The organism is Rhizobium sp. SVR5-2C (assembly GCF_056755115.1).
Genome location: NZ_JBNDHT010000072.1, coordinates 1 through 18,137 on the forward strand (window position 1 = coordinate 1; position 18,137 = coordinate 18,137).

Annotated in this window: 21 protein-coding genes; 10 read left to right on the forward strand and 11 right to left on the reverse strand. The window is 57.7% G+C overall.

The window, feature by feature from the left end:
* The 5 genes from ACPYOI_RS20190 to ACPYOI_RS20210 all read right to left on the reverse strand — a co-directional run.
* Positions 1 to 229 (reverse strand): hypothetical protein (locus ACPYOI_RS20190; RefSeq protein WP_481423281.1); only part of this gene is annotated, 229 nt, incomplete at its 3' end.
* A gap of 134 nt (positions 230 to 363) precedes the next feature.
* The gene (locus ACPYOI_RS20195) at positions 364 to 741 is read right to left on the reverse strand and encodes a helix-turn-helix domain-containing protein (RefSeq protein WP_481419689.1); all 378 of its coding nucleotides are present in this window, start codon (positions 739 to 741) and stop codon (positions 364 to 366) included.
* A complete protein-coding gene (locus ACPYOI_RS20200) occupies positions 738 to 1,301 on the reverse strand; it encodes a Smr/MutS family protein (protein WP_481423282.1) in 564 nt (187 codons plus the stop codon). Before ACPYOI_RS20200 ends, ACPYOI_RS20195 begins: the two co-directional genes overlap by 4 nt.
* The gene (mltA, locus tag ACPYOI_RS20205; RefSeq protein ID WP_481423283.1) at positions 1,301 to 2,419 is read right to left on the reverse strand and encodes a murein transglycosylase A; all 1,119 of its coding nucleotides are present in this window, start codon (positions 2,417 to 2,419) and stop codon (positions 1,301 to 1,303) included. The genes ACPYOI_RS20200 and mltA overlap by 1 nt, the downstream gene beginning before the upstream one ends.
* Entirely contained in the window at positions 2,412 to 3,116 is a 705-nt protein-coding gene (locus tag ACPYOI_RS20210) for a Tim44/TimA family putative adaptor protein (RefSeq protein ID WP_481423284.1), read from the reverse strand. The genes mltA and ACPYOI_RS20210 overlap by 8 nt, the downstream gene beginning before the upstream one ends.
* Before the next feature lie 119 nt (positions 3,117 to 3,235).
* Here ACPYOI_RS20210 and ACPYOI_RS20215 point away from each other — a divergent pair, with 119 nt between their 5' ends.
* Together ACPYOI_RS20215 and secB are read left to right on the forward strand one after the other, a co-directional pair.
* On the forward strand, positions 3,236 to 3,745 hold the full coding sequence (locus ACPYOI_RS20215; protein WP_481423285.1) for an FxsA family protein: 510 nt from the start codon (positions 3,236 to 3,238) through the stop codon (positions 3,743 to 3,745).
* An 84-nt stretch (positions 3,746 to 3,829) separates the two neighbouring features.
* Positions 3,830 to 4,318 (forward strand): protein-export chaperone SecB, encoded by a 489-nt coding sequence (secB, locus tag ACPYOI_RS20220; RefSeq protein WP_481423286.1) that lies wholly within the window; start codon positions 3,830 to 3,832, stop codon positions 4,316 to 4,318.
* A gap of 52 nt (positions 4,319 to 4,370) precedes the next feature.
* Here the strand turns inward: secB and dnaQ are convergent, their stop codons facing one another.
* The 5 genes from dnaQ to ACPYOI_RS20245 are packed head-to-tail and all read right to left on the reverse strand — an operon-like array spanning position 4,371 to position 7,985.
* Complete coding sequence (dnaQ, locus tag ACPYOI_RS20225; RefSeq protein WP_168831868.1) at positions 4,371 to 5,084, reverse strand: DNA polymerase III subunit epsilon; 714 nt, start codon at positions 5,082 to 5,084, stop codon at positions 4,371 to 4,373.
* Entirely contained in the window at positions 5,077 to 5,688 is a 612-nt protein-coding gene (gene coaE / locus ACPYOI_RS20230; protein ID WP_481423287.1) for a dephospho-CoA kinase, read from the reverse strand. The genes dnaQ and coaE overlap by 8 nt, the downstream gene beginning before the upstream one ends.
* Entirely contained in the window at positions 5,688 to 6,545 is an 858-nt protein-coding gene (locus ACPYOI_RS20235; protein ID WP_481423288.1) for a shikimate dehydrogenase, read from the reverse strand. The genes coaE and ACPYOI_RS20235 overlap by 1 nt, the downstream gene beginning before the upstream one ends.
* Positions 6,538 to 7,152, reverse strand: coding sequence for a Maf-like protein (locus tag ACPYOI_RS20240; protein ID WP_481423289.1), 615 nt, complete (start codon positions 7,150 to 7,152; stop codon positions 6,538 to 6,540). Before ACPYOI_RS20240 ends, ACPYOI_RS20235 begins: the two co-directional genes overlap by 8 nt.
* Positions 7,153 to 7,163: 11 nt before the next feature.
* Positions 7,164 to 7,985 (reverse strand): pyruvate, water dikinase regulatory protein, encoded by an 822-nt coding sequence (locus tag ACPYOI_RS20245; RefSeq protein WP_481423290.1) that lies wholly within the window; start codon positions 7,983 to 7,985, stop codon positions 7,164 to 7,166.
* 402 nt (positions 7,986 to 8,387) lie between these two features.
* Between ACPYOI_RS20245 and hemE the strand changes: the two genes are divergently transcribed.
* The 8 genes from hemE (at position 8,388) to ACPYOI_RS20285 (ending at position 17,089) form a co-directional block, all read left to right on the forward strand.
* The gene (hemE, locus tag ACPYOI_RS20250; protein WP_481423291.1) at positions 8,388 to 9,422 is read left to right on the forward strand and encodes a uroporphyrinogen decarboxylase; all 1,035 of its coding nucleotides are present in this window, start codon (positions 8,388 to 8,390) and stop codon (positions 9,420 to 9,422) included.
* 3 nt (positions 9,423 to 9,425) lie between these two features.
* Positions 9,426 to 9,962 carry a protoporphyrinogen oxidase HemJ gene (hemJ, locus tag ACPYOI_RS20255; RefSeq protein WP_481419681.1) on the forward strand — a complete coding sequence of 179 codons (537 nt, stop codon included), beginning with the start codon at positions 9,426 to 9,428 and terminating at the stop codon, positions 9,960 to 9,962.
* A 194-nt stretch (positions 9,963 to 10,156) separates the two neighbouring features.
* Entirely contained in the window at positions 10,157 to 11,422 is a 1,266-nt protein-coding gene (gene rho, locus ACPYOI_RS20260; protein WP_205927259.1) for a transcription termination factor Rho, read from the forward strand.
* 84 nt (positions 11,423 to 11,506) lie between these two features.
* Positions 11,507 to 12,823, forward strand: a complete 1,317-nt coding sequence (gene mnmE / locus ACPYOI_RS20265; protein WP_481423292.1) for a tRNA uridine-5-carboxymethylaminomethyl(34) synthesis GTPase MnmE — start codon at positions 11,507 to 11,509, stop codon at positions 12,821 to 12,823.
* A gap of 37 nt (positions 12,824 to 12,860) precedes the next feature.
* Positions 12,861 to 14,735: a tRNA uridine-5-carboxymethylaminomethyl(34) synthesis enzyme MnmG gene (gene mnmG, locus ACPYOI_RS20270; RefSeq protein ID WP_481419679.1), complete on the forward strand. Its 1,875-nt coding sequence runs from the start codon at positions 12,861 to 12,863 to the stop codon at positions 14,733 to 14,735.
* A 21-nt stretch (positions 14,736 to 14,756) separates the two neighbouring features.
* Positions 14,757 to 15,374: a 16S rRNA (guanine(527)-N(7))-methyltransferase RsmG gene (rsmG, locus tag ACPYOI_RS20275; protein WP_481423293.1), complete on the forward strand. Its 618-nt coding sequence runs from the start codon at positions 14,757 to 14,759 to the stop codon at positions 15,372 to 15,374.
* Between the two features lie 18 nt (positions 15,375 to 15,392).
* Positions 15,393 to 16,187: a ParA family protein gene (locus tag ACPYOI_RS20280; RefSeq protein WP_481418204.1), complete on the forward strand. Its 795-nt coding sequence runs from the start codon at positions 15,393 to 15,395 to the stop codon at positions 16,185 to 16,187.
* Positions 16,188 to 16,204: 17 nt separating this feature from the next.
* Entirely contained in the window at positions 16,205 to 17,089 is an 885-nt protein-coding gene (locus ACPYOI_RS20285; protein WP_481418205.1) for a ParB/RepB/Spo0J family partition protein, read from the forward strand.
* Here ACPYOI_RS20285 and holA read toward each other — a convergent pair.
* Complete coding sequence (gene holA, locus ACPYOI_RS20290; RefSeq protein ID WP_481418206.1) at positions 17,086 to 18,129, reverse strand: DNA polymerase III subunit delta; 1,044 nt, start codon at positions 18,127 to 18,129, stop codon at positions 17,086 to 17,088. The two genes, ACPYOI_RS20285 and holA, sit on opposite strands and share 4 nt — an antisense overlap.
* Positions 18,130 to 18,137: the final 8 nt, after the last annotated feature.

The following is an 18,137-nucleotide window of genomic DNA, read 5'->3' on the forward strand; positions in this document are numbered from 1 at the left end:
CATCGGGATTGAGCGCGACAGTGACAATATCGGCATGGCCCGCGAGCGCCTCGTCGATCGCATTGTCGACCACCTCGTAGACCATGTGATGCAGGCCGGAACCATCGTCGGTGTCGCCGATATACATGCCCGGACGTTTGCGCACGGCATCAAGTCCCTTCAGGACCTTGATGGAGTCTGCGCCATACTCGGTGTTAACGCCGTTTTCCGTCGCGGATATGTCAGTCATACTGTCTTTGAATTTCCCTGTTGTCGAAGCCTGGATGAGCCTTGCGAATCACCGGCTTTTTCCATTCTAGAATATAGGGTTATTGCGCCCTATTCCCAATGGCGGAGGCCGAGAATCCGCCATAAAGCAGGGGATTATGACGCTTTTCCGTCAAGTCTTCCGAGATTCTCGAGCGTGGCTGCAAGCGCGGCTAAATCCGCACTGTCAAGGCTGCGGATCTTGCCCGCCAGACGGTTGGCAAAAGCCGTGTATTCCGGGGGCAAACCTGAGGTATCGATGACGACGCGGGGATCGGACGAGCGGGCGAGCAGAAACAATTCCTCGGCTTCGTCCCAGATGATGTTGAAATAGCCTGCGATCCGCTGGAGAAGATCGAACGTCGGAATGCCGCGCTTTCCGTGTTCTAGTGCCGAGAGATAGGCTGGCGAGACGTTCAGGGCCGCCGCCATCTCCTTCTGCGACACGCCTTTGCGGATGCGCAGCCTTCTGACAGCTTCGCCGAAAGGCGTCATGACTTGTCCCCTTGGCGCCGGGAAAGCCGGATATAGAGCGCGCCTTCGCCGCCGTGGTGCTGCGCCGCCGATTCGTAAGATGATATCAGATAGCGAAATTCGGGTTTGGAGAACCAAAGCGGCACCGCGCGTTTCAACGCACCTTCACTTCCGATCGAGCTGCCCTTGCCGGTTATCACCAGCACGTGCCGCATCCCGCGCCCATGTGCCCGCAGGAGGAAATCGAGAAGAATGACATGAGCTTCGCTTTGTACGAGGCCATGGAGATCGATGCGCGCCTCGAGCGCCAGCCTGCCCTTTGCGATCTTGCGTTTGACGGGCCGTTCCAGCGGTTGATGGAGGCCGGAGGGGCGTTTCTGGGTCGAAGTTGGCGCTACGGCTTGCGTTGCCGCCTCGCTCAGTGATTTCTGCCCGGCATTCTCGATCTCGGCCTCCGCGTCCGCGAGAAAGGCGTCGAGTTCGTTCCGTTCCTCCTTCTTGCCGGCAAGCGGCCGCGTGCTGCGTGCCACCTTGCCCCAGAGAATTCTCTCATCCGTGCTGAGTTTGCGGTCCCTTGCCATCAGCGGAACCTTGCGGCGGCTGCATTCGGAATCAGGATGAAGAAATCCGCGTCGTTGCGCACCGTGCCCGCGAGCTCGCCCGCTTCATCGCCGGAACCGGCAAAAATATCGCCGCGCGCCGGGCCGACGATGGCGGAGCCCGTGTCCAGGGCGAGCATCAGACGTTGGAACGGCTTGCCCCGATCTAGATGCGTAAGGCTGTCCGAGCGGATGAAGAAGGGAAACCCGAAAGTATGGATAAGACGGTCGACAGCGAGCGACCGGCCGGCGAGCAGCGGCACTTTCGCAGCGGCGACCGGTCCCGCTTCGGGATCGGCGGCCGAAGCCTCGCGAAAGAAAATATAGGATCGATTGTGCCAGAGAACCTCATCGGACCTTTCCGGATGCATAGCCAGCCAGGCGCGAATCGATTGCATGGAAATCTTCGTGCGGTCGATTTCGCCGTGATCGACCAGCAGCTTGCCAATGGCCGAGAAAGGATGCCCGGCCTTCGCCGCATAGGTAATTCGCCCGATCCGGCCATCCGGATAGCGCAGACGTGCGGAGCCCTGCACATGCACGAAGAAAACGTCGACCTTGGATTTGGCCCAGGCAATCTCGAGCCCTCGACCATCAAGGAAGCCCTGATCGATCGCCTGCCGGTCCGGATAGGCCCTTATCTTGCCATCCTGCAGGCGGCCGAAGGCATAGGAAGGGTCTAGGCCCGGAGGGCGATTGCCATTGCCCAGATCGATCAGGTCATCGGGACGGCGATAAAAGGGGAAGCGGTAAGTAGCGTCGGGCGTGTCTGAGACGGCGATTTCGGGCTCGTAGAAAGCAGTCACGAATCCCGGCTTCCCATCGCCTCTTCTTATGAAGAACGGCTGACAGTTCTGCTCGAAAAAGGATCGCGCCGCAGCCGCAGTGGCGGGTTTGACCTCTCGTGCCTCTTCCAAGAGCGGCAAGAGATCGTCGGCACTCAGCCCGAGTGATCCGGTGCGGTATGGCTTCGTTTCGATGATTTGCCGGCGGCAGCTTTCCATGACCTCAAAAAGGCTGGAAGGGTCATCATCCTTCCAGCCTTTGAGTTCATCGAAGCTTATAGCTTGCAGAACGAAATCCGCTTTATCGTCACTCATGTTCCGATTCGGTTGCCACGAGTTTCCAATTGGGATCGCGCGAACGTGTGTCGCGGGCGAAGGTCCAGATATCGTTGACTTCGGCTACGCTTTCGGCATCACCCTCTACCAGCTTGCCGGCCTTGTCGTAGGTCGCGGAGATCAGCTGGCTGGCGATACGCAGCGTAATCTGTGCTTCGCTGCCCTTGACCTCGGCATGCGTGATATCCGCCTTGTCGATGCCAACGAAGGTGGACTTCACCGTCTCGCCCTTGCCTTCCCGATCCGCAATCGCTGCGTCGAAGCCGTCGTAAACTTCGCGTGAGAGAAGGTTTTTCAATGTTTTCCGGTCACCATCCGCATAGGCCATGACAATCATTTCGTAGGCCATTTTCGCGCCGTTCAGGAATTCCTTGGGCGTAAAGGATGGATCGGCCTTGTTGAGTTGGCGCAGCGCTTCATTGACCGCAGTGCCGGCAGGGGCGACGGCATCGATTTCTACGAAGCGGTCTTCCTCTTCCGCAGGGGTATCGCGGCGCGGAAGCGTCACGACCTTGCCGGCGTCAGAAGGTTCCGAGCCGACCGAATCCCGCGGCGTAAAAAGATCACGCGGCGGCTTCTCGTTTCCCGTGCGGCGCCCGAGCACGCTGCGCAGCTGAAAAAATATCAGCACCGCCGCCACAAGGAAAAACAAAGTGATGAAGTCGTTTGAACTCATTTCGTACCGCAGCCGCCGTTAACATCTCTGATATCTACTCCCATATAGTCCGCATATACAGATGATTCAAATAGCTATGGCAATCTAGCGATCGAGATATAGAGCCAGGCGGAGAGACGATGCGACTTTCGATGCTTCCAGGTTTCGTCCTGCTGCTGCCGCTGGCGGAAATAGCAGGCTTTCTCATAGTCGGGCACGCCATCGGCGTGCTGCCGACCCTTGGTCTTGTTGTTTTGAGTTTCCTGGTCGGCATGACATTGCTGCGCCGCCACGGCATAGGCATCCTTCAGCGCCTATCCGCGCAAGGCCGGAATGGTGTTATACCGGGACGCGAGCTCTTGCGGCCGGCCATGTTCGTGATCGCTTCGCTGCTCCTCATCATCCCCGGATTCATCTCGGATATCATCGCCATTCTGATGTTTATACCGGCCGTTCGCGAGCTTGCCTGGAACTATATCTGCAAGCGCTTCGTTACCGTGAGAACGACGGAAGGCTTTACAGCCTCGCAATCCTCCGGCTTCGGCAGCCGATCCACATCGACGTCAAAGGTTGTTGATCTCGATCAGGACGATTTTCGCCGTGAGCCGAACGGCAAATCGCCCTGGTCCGGCAAGCGGCTCGGCGACTAGGACCGGCCTCGGTTTCCCAGGGTTGTAAGCCTTTTCTCGAAATGTTAGATGGCGGCACCATCCAATGCGCTCGAGGAAAATCCAATGGCTGATGAAAACAACGGCAACGGCAACGGCAGCAACACAGCAAGCCCCAGCCTGACAATCCTGGCTCAGTACACGAAGGATCTTTCCTTCGAAAATCCGGGCGCGCCACGCTCTCTTCAGGCGCGCGACAAGGCGCCGGCGATCAATATCAGCGTCAACGTCAACGCCAATCCGCTTTCGGATACCGATTTCGACGTCGTGCTCTCGCTCAACGCCGAGGCCAAGGAAGGCGACAAGACGGTCTTCCACGCTGAGCTCGTTTACGGCGGCGTGTTCCGCGTCGCCGGCTTCCCGCAGGAACACATGCTGCCGGTACTTTTCATCGAATGCCCGCGCATGCTCTTCCCGTTCGCCCGCCAGATCATCGCCGAAGTCACGCGCAATGGCGGCTTCCCGCCGCTGATGATCGATCCGATCGATTTCGCCCAGATGTTTGCTCAGCGTGTCGCCGAGGAGCAGGCGCGCGCAAAGGTTCAGACCAACTGATTCGATCCGCACGGATTTAGAGTCATATGCCCGGGTGAGAGCCCGGGCATTTCTAATTTTGGATGTCGTATTTGGCCCAGATGCCTTTTCCACCGAGCGTGGCAATCAGCGCGTCATGAGCCTGGGCTTCGGCCTCACTGAGGCGCGGTGCGAGCGGCCGCGGCCGTTCCAAAACGATATCAACCGCTTCATCCAGAACAAGCGCCGCGTTACCTGCCGCGTTTATCGTCGCAACGCTCAAACCGAGTGCGGTCTGACGGCCGCCAATCATCTCGATGTAAACCTCGGCAAGCAGTTCCGAGTCGAGGAGTGCGCCGTGTTTTGTACGGTGCGAATTGTCTATGCCATAGCGCCGGCAGAGCGCGTCGAGCGAATTCGGACCCATGGGGTGCTTCCGCCGGGCAAGCGAAAGTGTATCAACCACCTTCTCCGGCAGGATTGGCGGCAGGCCGAGCCGAGCGAATTCGGCATTGACGAAGCCCATGTCGAAGGTGGCATTGTGGGCAATCCAGCGTGCTTCACCGAAAAAATCGATGATCTCGTCGACGACGTCGGCGAAGGGCTTCTTATCCTTCAGAAACTCGTCGGTAATGCCGTGAACGGCCAGAGCATCGGGGTGGACTTTCTGATCGCCTGGACTGACGTAGATATGAATGGTGCGGCCGGTAGGGAAATGATTAAGCAGCTCGATGCCGCCAATTTCGATGATCCGGTCCATGCGCGGGTCGAGGCCGGTGGTCTCGGTATCGAATATGATTTCACGCATTCCGGAATTCTCCCTTCGCGATCCGCGCTTTCAGATCGGCGACGATTTCATTCACTCTTCTCCGCGTCGTTTCGATAGGGTGACTGGTATCGATCACGTAATCGGCGCGTGCCCGCTTTTCGGCGTCCGGCGTCTGCCGCGAGAGAATCATATTGAATTTTTCCTCAGTCATGTTCGGACGCGCAAGCACCCGATCGCGCTGAATCTGTGGATCACAGCTAACAACGACGATTATATCGACCCGATCCTCGGCACCGGTTTCGAAAAGCAACGGGATATCGAGCAGGACCATTTCCGAACCTCGTGCCCGCTCGCGCTCCACGAATTCGGCTTCGCGCTGGCGCACGAGCGGGTGGACGATCCTTTCTAGAGCCTCGAAGCCATCCGGCCTTTGCGAAAGCTGACGGCCAAGTTCCTGCCGGTCGACCGCGCCGTCCTTGACCGTCCCCGGAAATTCAGCCTCGACCAGGGGCGCAGCCGCTCCAGCATACAAGTCATGCACCACGGCATCGGAATCATTGACGGGGATGCCGCTGCCGGCAAAGAGTTTTGCCGAGGTAGATTTTCCCATCCCGATGGAACCCGTGAGACCGATCCGGATCATCAATGCTTTTCCATATCCGCGATGATGAGCTTGCGAAGTTCGTCATCGACAACCGGCCGTTTGCCGAACCACTTTTCGAATCCAGGTACCGCCTGATGGAGCAACATGCCAAGGCCATCGACAATCCTGAATCCCTGTTCCTCCGCTTGCTTCAGCAAGGGCGTCTTGAGCGGGACATAGACGATATCGGTCACGACGGCCTTGGCGGTAAGGGGCGAAAAATCGATCGCCGGGGCTTCCGAACCGTCCATGCCGAGTGATGTCGTATTAACGAAAAGACCAGCGCCTTTCATGACTTCGGCGAGAGCGCCCATCGGATGGGCATGAACCTTCTCGCCGAAGCGATCGGCAAGTTCCTGTGCACGTGCAATGGTTCGGTTGACCACATGGATCTCCCGAAAGCTGCGATCACGCAGCGCCTGAATAACCGCCCGGCTTGCCCCACCCGCCCCGAGGATTACCGCGGCATCGTGGCTATCCCAGCCAGCACCCCGCGCGTCGAGGTTCGCGGTGAAGCCGTGCCCATCGGTGTTGGTGGAATGGAGTTTTCCCTCCTGCAGCCACAGCGTGTTTGAGGCGCCGAGTTCCTGGGAGAGTTCGTCCGGGCGGTCTGCGAGTTCGAAAGCCATCTCCTTATGCGGGATCGTGACGTTCCCACCGGCAAAGCCAGAGCTTTGATCTTTGAGGGAAGCGATAAACGTTGCGAAATCGGCCCGCGCGACTTCATGCGCGCGATAGCTGCCCGGCAGCCCAAGTGTTTTCAGCCAGTATCCGTGGATTAACGGCGAACGCGAATGCTTCACCGGAAAGCCGGTCACAAACGCATTCGGGCCGAATGTTTCACGTGAATCATCCATCAAGCGCACCCAATTCCCTCAATTTCCCAAGCAGCGGCAACATCGGCAGGCCAAGAATGGTGAAGTAATCACCATCGATTTTGTCGAAGAGTTGAATCCCCTCGCCTTCGAGCTGATAGGCGCCCACGCTGCCAAGCGCCTTCTCTCCAACGCGGGCCAGGTGGCGCGCGATGAAATCAGCCGATAGGGCCCGCATCGTCAACAACGCGTGTGACACATGCTGCCACAGCAGGTCGCCGTCTTGCATGATTGCAATCGCACTGTTCAGCCGATGGGTTTGTCCGGAGAGCAGCATCAGGTGATTTTCAGCATCAGCCATGTCGCGTGGCTTGTGAAACACCTGCTCGCCAAGCGACATCGTCTGGTCAGATCCGATGACGAGCGCACCCGGAAACCGGGCGCTGACTTCCTCCGCTTTGGCCTTCGCAAGCACCAACGCGACGGTGTCGGGCGTTGCCCCATCTTTCTCAAGCGGGGCTTCGATCGCACGCTCGTCTATCTTTGCCGCATGCGCTTCAAATTCCAGACCCGCGTTCGTGAGCAGCATCCTCCGAAAAGGGCTGGACGAGGCAAGGATCAGCTTCGATGTCGTAGGCGCGCGATTCATGCTATCAGCGCTTAGCGCAGCTTTGGCCGCAGAGCAACGATCGCGGCCGCCGTCTCTTCGATCGAGCGGCGCGTGACGTCGATCAGCGGCCAATTGTGTCGCGCACAAAGAGAGCGAGCATATTTGAGCTCTTCGGAGATCGCAGCACGATCCGTATATAGCCCGCGGTCGAAGCCGGGCGCCGAGCCGAGTACGCGATTCTCGCGGACCTGGGAGATCCGATCGGTTGTTGCGATGAGGCAGACGATCACTGGCCTGGTCGCAGTCAGAAGCCCGTCCGGCAGCGGCACCCCTAGGACGATCGGCATGTTCGCGGTTTTGATGCCGCGATTGGCGAGGTAGATGCTCGTCGGGGTCTTGGACGTGCGGCTGATGCCGACGATCACGACGTCAGCCTCGTTGTAGTCTTCAGCCATCTGCCCGTCATCATGATCCATGGTGAAGTTCAAGGCTTCGATGCGCGCGAAATACCCGGCATTCATCACGTGTTGCGCACCGACCCGGCGCCGCAACGGCGCGCCGAGATAAAGCTGAAAGGCGGCCATGACGGGCTCGAGCACATTCACCGAGGCGACTCCCATCTCCGCACATCTCTCGTCAATCAGCGTCGCGAGTTCCCGGTCGACGACCGTGTAGAGAACGATGCCGGGCTCACTGTCGATCGCATCAAGGACCGCAAGGAGCTGCTTGCGGTTCCGGACCAGCGGGTAAACATGCTCAACCGCCTGGGCCGACTTGAATTGGGCGGAAGCAGCGCGGCCGGCGGAAATCAGAGTCTCACCGGTCGAGTCAGAAATCAGATGCAGATGGAAGAAGTTCGTCCGGTTCTCCACGCTATTTTCCGCTGGCTGTTGAAAAGACTGGATGGCGAAGAGCTAAGGGCGGCGCGGGCTGTCGGGCAAGGGAAAACATGCCCATTTATCCACATTTCGGTTTTGCGGGACGGCGAACGCCGCGACCTGTGGACTTTGTAGGCGACTTCAGAAAGCCCGACAGCAATGCACAGGATATCCACAGAAGGCAAGACGCTGGGCTGGGACACAAGCTGCTGGAATTATTTTCGGATTCGATCTAGTCCCCGCAATGCAGATTATGCGACGGGATCTTTGCACGTTATCGGCGGTGCCTGCGACCGAAGGCATCACCGGTGGACAGATTTTAATCCTTGATAGAAACCGACTCTAAGAAATAGAAACCTTTTAAAATATCTTTGGATTTTTATAGGGAAGAAGCGCTTGAGCGAAATGCGCCGGAAAATCATGAGAGTTCTCGACGGTGAAACTCTCTCCCCTCCTCCGATCTGGCTTATGAGGCAGGCGGGCCGTTATCTGCCCGAGTACAAGGAAACGCGTGCCAAGGCCGGAAGTTTCCTGGAGCTTTGCTATTCCCCGGATCATGCAGTCGAGGTGACGCTTCAACCCATCCGTCGCTACAACTTCGACGCAGCGATCCTGTTCTCTGACATTCTCGTCATTCCAGATGCGATGAAGCGCAATGTGCGTTTTACCGAAGGTCACGGTCCCGAGATGGACCCGATCGACGAGGCTGGAATCCTTCGGTTGGATGGCATGGGCGTTGTCGACTACCTAGAGCCGGTATTCGAGACTGTGCGGCGTCTGCGCGCGGAACTGCCGAAGGAAACCACCCTTCTCGGCTTCTGCGGGGCGCCATGGACGGTCGCGACTTATATGATCGCCGGTCACGGCACACCCGATCAGGCGCCGGCCAGGCTTTTCGCCTACAAGTACCCGAAGGCCTTTGAGCGGCTGTTGATGCTGCTTGCAGACGTTTCGGCCGACTATCTCCTGAGGCAGATCGATGCCGGCGCCGATGCCGTTCAGATTTTCGATTCCTGGGCGGGTGTGCTTGGAGAGAAGGAGTTCGAGGCCTTTGCTGTTAGGCCGGTCGCCCGAATGATTTCCTCCGTCAAGGCACGGCGGCCTCAGGCGCGGATCATCGCGTTCGCCAAGGGTGCGGGCTATCTTCTTAAGACCTATCGGCAAAAGACAGGCGCCGACGCGATCGGCCTCGATTGGTCGGTGCCGCTTGAGTTTGCCGCCGAGCTTCAGAAGGAAGGTCCGGTTCAAGGCAATCTAGACCCTATGCGCCTCGTTGCCGGTGGGAAAGCACTTGAGGAGGGCATCGACGACATTCTGGCGCATCTTGGAAGTGGTCCACTGATCTTCAACCTCGGGCATGGAATCACGCCGCAAGCCGATCCGGAAAACGTGCGCTTGCTCGTTGAACGCGTGCGCCGGAGCGGGAACTGAGCGATGGAAAAACAGACGGATCATGGTCCAGGCAGCTATGCCAGGCGGCGCGCGCATTTTGCCCTCGGCTTCTTCGCGCTGCTTTCAGTAGGGTTGTTCGTATGGAACCCGGAAAACCTCTACCTTTGGATCAAGGCGCTTCACATCATTGCGGTGATCTCGTGGATGGCAGGCCTTTTCTATATGCCGCGGCTCTTCATCTACCATACCGATGCTGAGCCCGGTTCCGTGCAGTCGGAGACCTTCAAGGTCATGGAACGCCGCCTGCTAAAGATCATCATGAACCCGGCAATGATGCTGACCTGGATCTTCGGTCTCTATCTCGCCTGGTCTGTTTACGGCTTCCAGGGCGGCTGGCTGCACGCCAAGATCGCTTTGGTTGTGCTTTTGACAGCGGTTCACATCTTCTTCAGCCGTGCTGTGGATGCATTCGCAAGAGATGAAAACCACCGTTCAGCCCGCTATTGGCGGTTCATGAACGAGGCACCGACGGTGCTGATGATCCTGATCGTCATCCTCGTGGTCGTTAAACCTTTCTGAAGAGAGTGCCACCTCAGGTTAAATTTGCTTCATTTTAAGCAGCCCCCTTGCGGCGCGCCATCTTAGTCGCTATTTTCCGCGCATCTCATCTTCGTGGCATGTGTTCTGAGTTCAGTCGTCTGCGAGCCCTTTCGCAACATTGAAACGACCTGACATAGCCTTCCCCCTTCGAAATACAGAGCAGTGGTCACTTCATGGCTGAAATGAAGCTTCAGGAACTTAAGAGTAAATCCCCGACCGATCTCCTGGCGTTTGCCGAATCGCTCGAGGTTGAAAATGCAAGCACAATGCGCAAACAGGAATTGATGTTTGCAATCCTGAAGGTTCTGGCGAGCCAGGATATTGAGATCATCGGCGAAGGCGTCGTGGAGGTCCTGCAGGACGGTTTCGGCTTCCTGCGCTCCGCAAATGCCAATTACCTTCCGGGTCCGGATGACATCTACATCTCCCCTTCGCAGATCCGCCGCTTCTCGTTGAAGACGGGCGACACCGTCGAGGGACCGATCCGGGGGCCGAAGGAAGGCGAGCGCTATTTCGCACTTCTGAAGGTTAACACGATCAATTTCGACGACCCGGAGAAGATCCGCCATAAGGTTCATTTCGATAACCTGACGCCGCTTTATCCGAATGAGCGCTTCAAGATGGAACTTGATGTTCCGACGTCGAAGGATCTGTCTCCGCGCGTGATCGATCTCGTCGCTCCGCTCGGCAAAGGTCAGCGCGGACTCATCGTCGCCCCGCCGCGAACGGGTAAAACGGTTCTCCTGCAGAACATCGCGCATTCGATTACCGCCAATCACCCGGAATGCTATCTCATCGTTCTGCTGATCGACGAACGTCCCGAAGAAGTGACGGACATGCAGCGCTCGGTGCGCGGTGAAGTCATCTCCTCGACGTTCGACGAGCCGGCCGTGCGGCATGTGCAGGTTGCCGAGATGGTGATCGAGAAGGCAAAGCGGCTCGTCGAGCACGGCCGCGACGTCGTCATCCTGCTCGATTCGATTACGCGTCTCGGTCGCGCCTATAACACCGTGGTTCCTTCTTCTGGTAAGGTCCTGACCGGTGGTGTGGACGCGAACGCGCTCCAGCGGCCTAAGCGCTTCTTCGGTGCTGCCCGAAACATCGAGGAAGGCGGCTCGCTGACGATTATCGCGACTGCGCTCATTGACACTGGCAGCCGCATGGATGAAGTGATCTTCGAAGAATTCAAGGGTACCGGCAACTCGGAAATCGTTCTCGACCGCAAGGTAGCGGACAAGCGTATCTTCCCGGCAATGGATATCCTTAAGTCCGGTACGCGCAAGGAAGACCTCCTTGTTCCGCGTCAAGACCTGCAGAAGATCTTTGTGCTCCGGCGCATTCTCGCGCCGATGGGGACAACGGATGCGATCGAGTTTCTTATCGACAAGCTGAAACAGACGAAGAACAACCCGGACTTCTTCGAGTCGATGAATACATAGTAATTAGCCGGATTCCCGCTCAGAGAGCCGGTCACTTGTGGCCGGCTTTCGCTTTTCAGGGATGGCTTCTTTCGAGTAGCAAGGATGTCGAGCGAAACCATTTATGCGCTATCAAGTGGAGCGGTCCCCTCCGGTGTCGCGGTCGTGCGCCTCAGCGGACCTCGGACACGTGATGCCCTGCGAATGCTTGCTGGCGAGCTGCCCGCGCCGCGCCGCGCGTCCCTGCGGCCGATTCGGTCCCGAAACGGATCCGTTCTCGACAGCGGGTTGGTGCTCTTCTTCCCTTCCCCCAGCTCTTTTACCGGCGAAGATTGCGCGGAGATCCACGTTCACGGCAGTCGCGCTGTTGTCAACGCGCTGTTCGACGAACTGGCGGCGATCCAGGATGTGCGCATGGCGACCGAGGGTGAATTCTCGCGACGCGCCTTTGAGAACGGCAAACTTGATCTGGTGGAGATCGAAGGCCTTGCGGATCTCATCGCCGCCGAGACGGAGATGCAGCGACGCCTGGCAGTCGAGCACAGCTCCGGAGCACTATCAAAACTATACGATTCGTGGGCGGAACGATTAACGAGGGCCCGGGCTCTCATTGAAGCAGAGCTCGATTTTGCTGACGAGGACGATGTCCCGGGTTCCGTGTCGGAAATCGTATGGGACGACGTTGCAGGGCTGCGCAGAGAGATCGACGGCCATCTCAGCCATGCTCAGGCCGGCGAGATCATTCGTGACGGTTACAAGGTGGTTATTGCCGGGGCACCAAACGCTGGTAAATCGACCCTAATGAACGCGCTCGCCCAGCGTGAGATTGCCATCGTGACCGACATCGCCGGAACCACGCGCGACGTTCTGCACGTCGATCTCGACATCAATGGCTTTCTTGTCAGGCTCTATGACACCGCTGGCCTGAGAGACACAGAAGAGGTGGTTGAGCGGGAAGGTATCCGGCGGGCGGAAAAGATCATTTCTGAAGCAGACCTGGTACTCTATCTCGAAGACATGACCGACGGTCTTCAAGGACCGCTCCCGGCTGGAAAGGCCGAGGTCTTGCGAGTGGGTACGAAGGCCGATATATCGGCAGACGGAAATGCGACCTCTTACGACCTGCTGATATCGGCGATCGCGGATGCGGGGCTTTCGGCGTTGCGCACAGCCATTGCAGAACGCCTGGAGCGACAGACAAGCGGTTACAGTCTGGCGATCCCCAGCCGCAGGCGGCAGAGGGATTCGCTGGCTGACTGCTTGAACGCAATCGACGAAGCCCTAGCGAACACCTCCGCGGGGCTCGATATCCGAGCGGAGAGTCTTCGGGTGGCAGGTAACGCGCTGGGCAGGATCACCGGGCGCGTCGATGTCGAGAACCTCCTCGATGTGATTTTCTCAGAATTTTGCATCGGCAAATGATTCACGTGAAACACCGCAGGCGCGGGAGAGACCGGAAATGAGTGCGAACCAATACGATGTTGTCGTGATCGGAGGCGGGCATGCAGGTTGCGAGGCCGCCAGCGCTTCCGCGCGTCTCGGTGCCCGCACCGCGCTGGTAACGCATCGCCGCGACACAATCGGCGTAATGTCCTGCAATCCTGCAATCGGCGGCCTTGGTAAGGGGCATCTGGTGCGGGAGGTCGATGCGATGGATGGCCTCATGGGGCGCATCGCTGATGCAGCCGGTATTCAGTTCCGGATGCTTAATCGCAAAAAAGGCCCCGCTGTCCGCGGCCCGCGTACCCAGGCTGACCGCAAGCTCTACCGAACTGCAATGCAGGCCGCGATCGAAGCCATTGATAATCTTGATGTTATCGAAGGCGATGCGTTCGATATCGAGGTTTCGGGAGGACTCGTGACTGGTGTCGTTATGAAAGATAGCCGGCTTATTAAATGCAGCGCGGTCGTATTGACAACCGGGACTTTCCTGCGCGGTCTCATCCACATCGGTGACAAGAAGATACCTGCCGGCCGCGTCGGTGAGGATCCGTCGCTCGGCTTGTCTGGCACATTGTTGCGGCTCGGTCTTCGACTCGGACGGCTCAAGACGGGTACCCCTGCCCGTCTGGATGGGAAGACGATTGATTGGGCTTCCGTCGGACGCCAGGGAGCCGACGAGGAGATTACGCCGTTTTCATTCATGACGGACGAGATTCGGAATACTCAGATCGAATGCGGCGTGACGCGCACGACCGCGGCGACGCATAAGCTCATTCAGGACAACCTTCATCGCTCGGCGATGTATTCAGGGCAGATTGAAGGTGTGGGGCCACGCTATTGCCCCTCAATTGAAGATAAGATCGTCAAGTTTGGCGAGCGCGACGGTCACCAGATATTCTTGGAGCCGGAGGGCCTGGACGACGACACCGTCTATCCCAACGGCATTTCGACGTCACTGCCTGCAGAGGTGCAGGAGGCCTTTATTCGGACCATACCGGGGTTGGAGGCTGTTTCTATTCTCCAGCCCGGTTACGCAATCGAGTACGATCACGTCGATCCTCGGGAACTAACCCCGGCCCTGGAAGTGAAGCGGATGCCGGGCTTATACCTGGCTGGTCAGATTAACGGCACCACGGGGTATGAGGAAGCAGCCGCGCAAGGTCTCGTTGCAGGTCTCAACGCAGCTCGCCGCGCCGGTGATCAGCGACCGATCTATCTAAGCCGTACCAACTCCTACATTGGGGTGATGATCGATGACTTGACGTCTCGGGGGGTCTCCGAGCCGTACCGGATGTTCACGTCTCGCGCAGAATATCGGCTTTCGCTGCGCGCCGACAACGCGGATTTGCGCCTTACTCCGATTGCAGAAGATATTGGCTGCGTGAGCCACGAGAGGCGCATGAGGTTTTCGGAGTATAAATCCGCGATCGACAGTGCACGCGGGCTCTTGCAATCGTTGAATATTACTCCGAGCGAAGCGCGGTGCCATGGGCTTCAACTTAACCAGGATGGTCAGCGCCGCTCCGCTTACGAGCTGCTGTCCTACCCCGATTTGAATATGGCGCTGTTGTCGGACGTATGGCCTGACATCAAAGGTTTGAGCAAGCCGGTTGCAGAGGCGATCGAGATCGAAGCTTCCTATGCTGTCTATATGCGCCGGCAGGCAGCCGATATCGTCGACATTCAGCGCGACGAGAATCGGATCATCCCGAAGGATTTCGACTATTCGGTCCTGTCCGGGCTTTCCAACGAGCTGAAGCAAAAGCTGGGGAGGCAACAGCCGTTTAACGTTGCGCAGGTCGCAACGATCGACGGGATGACTCCCGCAGCGATTTCGCTGTTGCTCGTTCATCTACGGAAAACAGACACTGCCGAACGGTCGGTTGCCTAATACACGTTTTGAGAGTCCTTCATGAACTTGAACGGTCAAAGTGTTTCACGTGAAACACAAGAACGCCTGGAGCATTTTCTCGCTCTTTTCAGCAAATGGGCAAAATCGATCAATCTTGTCGCGCCGTCGACCATTGAGGACGCTTGGCGAAGGCATGTGGCCGACAGCGCTCAAGTCTATCAATTGCGCCCGGGTCCTAAAAGATGGATCGACATGGGGAGTGGCGGCGGATTTCCCGGTGTGATCACCGCAATCTTGCTTGCTGAGCTTGGTGATGGATGGGTCTCTCTCATCGAGAGCAACAAAAAGAAAGCGTCATTTCTGCGCCTTGCCCTGCGTGAGACCAGCGCGCGAGGCGCCGTTCATCCGATCCGACTTGAGGTTGGGCCTGACGAGATCGCCAGTTGCGATGCTATATCAGCGCGTGCACTCGCGGATCTCGATAAACTATGCGAGTTTTCCGAGCCCTGGATGCTCAGAAATGAAAATACCAGTGCATATTTCCACAAAGGCCGGGATTATGCCGCCGAAATTGCCAAGGCACGTGTTCGGTGGCGTTTTGATCTGATAGAACACCGAAGCGTTGTGGAAAAAGATTCGGTGATCCTCGAGATATCCAATCTCCGCCGCTTGGTTTAACAATTCGGATGGTACGGAATGGCCATTAAACGGAACCGAATTATCACGATAGCAAATCAAAAGGGTGGTGTCGGGAAAACGACAACCGCGATCAATCTGGCAACCGCCTTGGCCGCAATCGGCGAACGGGTGCTGATTATCGACCTGGATCCGCAGGGGAATGCGAGTACGGGGCTCGGGATTGACCGAAAGGACCGAAAGCTTTCGTCTTACGATCTGTTGATTGGCGAAGCTGGCGTTGCCGATACGGCCTTGCCTACGGCCGTGCCAAATCTCTTCATCGTGCCGTCCACCATGGATCTGCTCGGCGTCGAGATGGAGATCGCACAGCAGAGCGACCGAGTGTTTAAGCTGCGGAAGGCGCTGTCGACGCCACAAGCCCTTGAATTTACGTATATTCTTCTTGACTGCCCGCCATCGTTCAATCTGTTGACGATGAATGCCATGGCTGCGGCGCATTCCGTTCTGGTCCCGTTACAGTGCGAATTTTTCGCCCTAGAAGGGCTGAGCCAACTACTGGAAACCGTCGATCAGGTGCGCCGGACCGTGAATCCGTATTTGGATATCCAGGGTATCGTGTTGACGATGTTCGATGCCCGAAACAACCTAGCACAGCAGGTGGTGCATGACGTTCGCACGCATCTCGGTGAAAAAGTCTATCACACGCTTATCCCGCGAAATGTCCGCGTCTCGGAGGCGCCGTCCTACGGCAAACCAGCCATCCTCTACGACCTGAAATGCGCCGGCAGTCAGGCCTATTTGCAATTGGCTTCCGAGGTCATTCAGCGTGAGCGCCAGCGCCTCGCAGCTTAACGTAAGTGAGTATTGCAATGAATGATGATGCATCGAAAAGACGTCTGGGCCGCGGCCTTGCTGCACTGATCGGCGAGATGGATCAGTCGCTTCCGGTCGATGGTGAGAAACCCAGCGTCAGTGCTGACCGCCTGATACCGATCGAATTCGTGAGCCGCAATCCGCGCAATCCGCGCCGCTTCTTTGATGACAGCGAATTGCACGATCTTGCAAGCTCAATCCGTCAGCACGGCATTGTCCAGCCGATTGTTGTTCGTACGCTCGCGGTCAACCACTACGAAATCATCGCTGGCGAAAGGCGGTGGCGCGCCGCGCAGCTGGCCGGTCTTATCGAAATCCCGGTGATCATCCGCGATGTGGATGACAAGACTGCGCTTGAGATTGCGATCGTCGAGAACGTTCAGCGGTCTGACCTAAATGCCCTCGAAGAGGCGCTAGGATACGAGCAGCTGATCGCAGAATATGGCTACACTCAAAACGATCTCGGCGAAATCATCGGCAAGAGCCGGAGCCATGTTGCCAATTCCCTTCGTCTCTTGAAACTTCCAGAGCCTGTGCGGGAGTTTCTCGCAGCCGGCAGTCTCTCGGCGGGGCATGCGCGCGCTCTCGTTTCGACATCCGATCCAACGGCCCTTGCCCGGACCATCGTGGCAAAGGGAATGTCGGTACGTGACGCAGAAAGGCTCGCGCAGCACGACATTAAGGCGCAGTCCGAGCCGCAACGCGCTCCCAGCACGCGTGATCAGAAGGATTCCGATACACTGGCCCTCGAGCGCACGCTTTCCGACGCGCTCGGTCTGGATGTCACGATCAATCACAAGGCCAGTGGCGGCCAAATCCGCATTGCCTATAAATCATTGGAACAATTGGAGGAAATCTGCCGCCTCCTGGAGCGACGTTAGCTCGAAGCCTTCCGGCCGCTTTGGATCGTTGTCGCTAGGAGCGTTTGCAGCGCGATGCTGCCCTCGATGCTCTGCCGCCTGCGTGTTTGCAGAATCGAGGATTGCAGTCTGTTCGTTTCGCGGCTGATCGCCTCCGCGCTCCAGGCGCGGAGCGCTTGCTCCACGATAGGCTTGCGCCGGAAATGCAAATGGCGCCCATGCGTCTGCATGATTTGCGCGGGCTGAGCGCGCTTTTCGTCCATTTCTGCGCGCATTGTATCCAGAAGTTGGAACTGCTTCAGGCAAGCCTGGAGGACCAGGAACACGGCGGTTTTGGATGCGGCTATTTTCTGCATCGAATGCAATAAATTACCGACATTTCCGCTCAATACGGCATCGACAGCATCATCGACCGAGATCGCGCTGGCATCGCCGATAATCTCTGTCACATGATGCTCTTCAATCATCTCGAAGCCGCGGCAATAGAGGGCGAGCTTTTTGATTTCGTTGCGCGATGCGATGCGGTCGCCGCCGATGAGTGCGGTTAGAGCCTGGCGGGCGGCGGGCGTTATGCGAAGGCCTTCTGAGGCTAGTTCGCTGTCGATCAAACCATTCAAGGCGCGCGCATCGTCCGAATAGCAGGGAATTGCCACGATGCTGCGTGTGCTTTCGGCAAGCTTACGAAGAAGTGAGCCCTTTTTCAGATCTCCGCCTTCGACAATGATGAAGGCGCCGTCTAGCGGCGTCTTTGATAGCTGGTCCAAAGCTTCTACCAGATACTTTTCATTCGCCGCCCCGCGTACCCAGAGGAGCTTTTCGCCGCCGAACAGCCCCATGGCGCCGGCTTCATCCTGCAGCCGTCCGGGATCCTTCTGAAGGTCGGCAATGTCGAGCTTGACCAGGGAAAATGGATCGTCGAGCGCAACGCCGCTCCTTGCGGCTATCTGCCCTGCCCTTTCGGAAACCAGACCGCGATCCGGGCCATAGACGACGAAGATGCGGTGGGCGGAAACCGAACGTTGAAGAAAACCTTCGAACTCATGCGACTTTATTTCCGCCACGCCGGCAC